This window comes from Candidatus Frankia nodulisporulans, assembly GCF_902806475.1.
Classification (GTDB): Bacteria; Actinomycetota; Actinomycetes; order Frankiales; family Frankiaceae; genus Frankia; species Frankia umida.
In genome coordinates this window covers 1-3,075 of sequence record NZ_CADCWS010000370.1, presented here as the reverse complement: position 1 = coordinate 3,075, position 3,075 = coordinate 1, and the positions used below count along the sequence as shown (strand labels likewise).

The following is a 3,075-nucleotide window of genomic DNA, read 5'->3' as shown; positions in this document are numbered from 1 at the left end:
GCGCCGAAACGGCACCTGCCGGGCCCGGTGAGCGGGCAGAATCCGGCAGAGCACCCGGTCGCCGACCGGCCGCAGGACAGGAGCGCGGGTATGCGGGTCGCACTGATGATCACCTGCATCAACGACGCGCTGTATCCCCGTACAGGGCAGGCGGTCGTCACCCTGCTGCGCCGTCTCGGCGTCGACGTGGAGTTCCCGGCGGGGCAGACCTGCTGCGCCCAGCCGATGGTCAACACCGGCTACCTCGACGAGGCCGTGCCGGTGGTGCGTACCTTCGCCCGGGCGTTCGCCGGCTACGACGCGGTGGTCACCCCGTCGGCGTCCTGCGCCGGCTGTGCCTGTCACCAGCACGCGATCGTTGCCCGCCGGGCCGGCGATCCGGGGCTGCGTGCCGCGGTCGACGCGGTGGCGCCGCGGGTCCACGAACTGTCGGAGTTCCTCGTCGACCAGCTGGGCGTCACCGATGTCGGCGCCTACTACCCGCACACGGTGACCTACCATCCGACCTGCCATTCGCTGCGGATGCTGGGGGTCGGCGACCGTCCGCGCCGGCTGTTGGAACAGGTCCGCGGCCTGACCCTGCTCGAACTGCCCGGTGCGCACGAATGCTGCGGTTTCGGCGGGACGTTCGCGGTCAAGAACGCCGACACGTCCATCGCGATCGGCACCGACAAGGCCCGCCAGGTCCGCAACACCGGCGCCGAGGTGCTCGTGGCCGGGGACAACTCCTGCCTGGCCCACATCGGCGGGCTGCTCTCACGCCAGCGGGCCGGGGTGCGCACCGTCCATCTCGCCGAGGTGCTGGCGGCCACCGCATGAGCGCCACCGTCCGCGGGATCCTCGCGGTGACCGGATGAGCGCGACCTTCGTCGGGATGCCGCCGTTCCCGGCCGCCGCCCGGGAGAAACTCGCCGACGCCCAGCTGCGACGCAACCTGGCGCACGCCACCAGCACGATCCGGGACCGACGCGCCGCGCTCGTCGCCGAGGTCGACGCCAGCGTGGACGGCGGCTGGGAGGCACTGCGGGTCGCCGGCGCCGACGCGAAGGACACCGCGCTGCGCTCCCTGGACCGCCAGCTGCTGCGGCTGGAGGAGACACTCACGGCCAACGGCGCCACCGTCCACTGGGCACGGGACGCCGCGCAGGCGAACGCGATCGTGGCCGGGCTGGTCAGGGCGCACGGCGCCGACGAGGTGATCAAGGTCAAGTCGATGGTGACCCAGGAGATCGGCCTGAACGAGGCGCTGGCCGCCGAGGGCATCGCCGCCTGGGAGACCGACCTCGCCGAACTGATCGTGCAGCTCGGCGACGACCTGCCCTCGCACATCCTGGTCCCGGCGATCCACCGCAACCGCGCCGAGATCCGCGAGATCTTCCTGCGGGCCATGGGTACGGCCGGCCGTCCCGCCCCCGCCGACCTCACCGACACCCCCGCCGTGCTCGCCGCCGCCGCCGCCCGCGACCATCTGCGGGAGAAGTTCCTGCGCGCGAAGGTCGGCGTCTCCGGCGCCAACTTCGCCGTCGCCGAGACCGGCACCCTGGTCGTCGTCGAATCCGAGGGCAACGGCCGGATGTGCCTGACCCTGCCCGAGATGCTGATCTCCGTGGTCGGCATCGAGAAGGTCGTCGCCACCTGGGACGACCTCGACCCGCTGCTGCGCCTGCTGCCCCGGTCGTCCACCGGGAAACGGATGAACCCCTACACCTCCATGTGGACCGGGGTGACCCCCGACGACGGCCCCCAGCAGGTGCACGTCATCCTGCTCGACAACGGCCGCACCCGCGCCCTGGCCGACGAGACCGGACGCCAGGCGCTGCGCTGCATCCGCTGCTCGGCGTGCCTGAACGTGTGCCCGGTCTACGAGCGCACCGGCGGCCACGCCTACGGCTCGGTCTACCCCGGCCCGATCGGCGCCATCCTCAACCCGCTGCTGCGCGGCGTCGGCCACAGCGCACAGATCGACGCGCTGCCCTACGCCTCCACCCTGTGCGGCGCGTGCTTCGAAGCCTGCCCGGTCCGCATCGACATCCCCTCCGTTCTGGTCGACCAGCGGGCGAAGGTCGTCGACGCGCACCGCGGTGGCCTGCCCACCCCCGAGGCGGTCGCGATGAAGGCCGCCGCCGTGGGCCTGGGCGACGCCCGGCGCCTCGCCGGCGGCGAACGGTTCACCCGCCTGGGCCTCTGGCTCGCCCGCCGCGTCGGCGCCGCCGCCTGGACCTCGACCCGCGACCTCCCACCCGCCCCGCGGGAAACCTTCCGCCAGTGGTGGAAACGCACCGACGGAGGCATCCGATGAGCGCCCGCGACCAGATCCTCGCCGACATCCGAGCGGCCCTGTCCGACGCCTCCCCGTCCGGCTCCGGTTCCCCGTCCGGCTCCGTCTCCCACCCCGGCGCCGAACCCGAGATCGTTCCGTCCGCCTCGGTGGCTCCGCGGCCGGCCGCGCGGCGACACACGGTGGGCGATGTGGTCGGCCTGTTCGCCGAACGGGTCGCCGACTACCGAGCCACCGTGACCCGGTGCGCCCCGGCCGACCTGACGCGGACCGTCGTCGCCGCACTGGTGCCGGGCGCGTCCGTCATCGTGCCGGCGGACCTCCCCATCCCCATCCCGGACGGCCTGGTGGACGACGGTGCGCGCACCGCCGCCGACCTCGACCGGATCGACGCCGTCGTCACCGAGGCCCGGGTCGCCATCGCCGAGACCGGCACCCTCGTGCTCGACCACGGCCCCGGCCAGGGCCGCCGCGCCCTCACCCTGGTCCCCGACCGCCATGTCTGCGTCGTGCGGGCCGACCAGATCGTGGCCGACGTCCCCGACGCCCTGGCCGTACTCGCCCCGTCCGTGCGCGCCGGCCGCCCCCTGACCTGGATCAGCGGCCCGTCCGCCACCAGCGACATCGAACTGCGCCGCGTCGAGGGCGTCCACGGCCCCCGCACCCTCATCGTGATCATCGTGACGTAGCCCGCTCCCGCGGATCTTCGACCACCCTCGCCGTCCACGAGATATCCCTTCCCGGCCACGGATCGTGCCCCGACCACGCCAGCCCTCCCGCACCGGGACACCCCCGGT

General features: G+C 73.6%; 3 protein-coding genes. All 3 read left to right on the top strand.

The genetic code is table 11. From position 1 onward, the window contains the following. The coding region (locus G6R24_RS19780) for a heterodisulfide reductase-related iron-sulfur binding cluster (RefSeq protein ID WP_338084480.1) at positions 1-819 on the top strand (819 nt) is incomplete at its 5' end. A gap of 34 nt (positions 820-853) precedes the next feature. Further along, the gene (locus tag G6R24_RS19775) at positions 854-2,299 is read left to right on the top strand and encodes a lactate utilization protein B (protein ID WP_163550663.1); all 1,446 of its coding nucleotides are present in this window, start codon (positions 854-856) and stop codon (positions 2,297-2,299) included. Next, on the top strand, positions 2,296-2,967 hold the full coding sequence (locus G6R24_RS19770) for a LutC/YkgG family protein (RefSeq protein ID WP_163550662.1): 672 nt from the start codon (positions 2,296-2,298) through the stop codon (positions 2,965-2,967). The genes G6R24_RS19775 and G6R24_RS19770 overlap by 4 nt, the downstream gene beginning before the upstream one ends. The last annotated feature ends 108 nt before the right edge of the window (positions 2,968-3,075 follow it).

Coding starts and splice junctions, on each gene's coding strand:
- G6R24_RS19770 (WP_163550662.1), top strand. CDS start 2,296: ATGAGCGCCCGCGACCAGATCCTCGCCGACATCCGAGCGGCCCTGTCC.
- G6R24_RS19775 (WP_163550663.1), top strand. CDS start 854: ATGAGCGCGACCTTCGTCGGGATGCCGCCGTTCCCGGCCGCCGCCCGG.